Source organism: Streptococcus sp. CCH8-H5 (assembly GCF_001556505.1).
Taxonomy (GTDB): Bacteria; Bacillota; Bacilli; order Lactobacillales; family Streptococcaceae; genus Streptococcus.
The window spans coordinates 1-567 of record NZ_LSIZ01000122.1 but is presented as its reverse complement, the minus strand read 5'-3'; the positions used below and the strand labels follow the sequence as shown (position 1 = coordinate 567).

Genomic DNA, 567 nt, shown 5'->3' with positions numbered 1-567 from the left:
CGATAACTTGAGTGTTTTCTGCATCGCCAAGTGACTTAGTGAAGCCAGCTTTAAGAGTTGCAGCAATCACTCCGTTATTAACTGTGATATGGAATTTGTCTGTAACGTCGTCACCACTCTTACCATCGTAAGCCTTGATTGCTGATTCACTTACTTCCAATTTAGCTTTATCGTAAGTATCAGTGATACCAACAGATTGAATGTTATCCTTGTTGTTTGCATCAAATTGAGTTGTATCAAGCCATACTTGGTAGTTGATAGTGTCACCACGTTTTACTGGTTGAGTATTGATGTTTATAAAGTCGAATATTGGTTTTTCATCTTTGTCAACTTTACCTGTATCAATTTTTTCGTTGTTGTCAGTTTTATCGACATATGGATCAGTATTTGTTTCTCCATATTTATCAGTCAACTCAGAATCATCATCAAGAAGTTTGGTACCAGTGATATCGAATTCACCTTTATCTTTGCTAAGAACGTATTTCTCTGGTTGGAACTTAGGTTCTTCTGGAGGAGTTACACGGTTGTTAAATTCTTTATCCGCAATGTCGCCTACAGTCGCGATAA

General features: G+C 37.0%; 1 protein-coding gene. It reads right to left on the bottom strand.

Annotated features, from left to right (window positions below; all coding sequences use genetic code 11):
• Positions 1-567 (bottom strand): SspB-related isopeptide-forming adhesin (locus AX663_RS08620; protein ID WP_156430780.1); only part of this gene is annotated, 567 nt, incomplete at both ends.